We start from the raw sequence: 322 nt of genomic DNA, 5'->3' as shown, positions 1-322 counted from the left end.
GAGGAGGACAACGCCGAACACCGGCGTGTGCGGGCTCGCGTCGAGCACACCTTCGCCCGAATGAAGAACTGGAAGATCCTCCGCGACTGCCGCCAAAGGGGCGACGGCCTCCACCACGCCGTCAAGGCCGTCGCCACCATGCACAACCTCGCCATGACAGGGTGAAACAGCGGGCCAGCCATCACCCAGAGATGCCGCCACCAAGCCTTCTGCAACACCCTTTAAAGGGTGTTGCAGAAGGCTTGGTGGCGGGCATTTTGCCTGTATGGGTGGGGTGTTGAGGGCTGAGCCGGTGTGGGTGGAGACGTTCACCGGGTTGCGG

1 protein-coding gene is annotated in these 322 nt (G+C 63.7%); it reads left to right on the top strand.

What is annotated here, in order from left to right; translation table 11 throughout:
- Positions 1 to 165, top strand: a 165-nt coding sequence (locus OO68_RS41845; RefSeq protein ID WP_033314751.1) for a transposase, incomplete at its 5' end; no start/stop codon positions are given.
- Positions 166 to 322: the final 157 nt, after the last annotated feature.

The organism is Streptomyces iakyrus (genome assembly GCF_000717055.1).
GTDB classification, from domain to species: Bacteria; Actinomycetota; Actinomycetes; order Streptomycetales; family Streptomycetaceae; genus Streptomyces; species Streptomyces iakyrus.
This window is presented reverse-complemented; position numbering and strand designations above follow the sequence as displayed.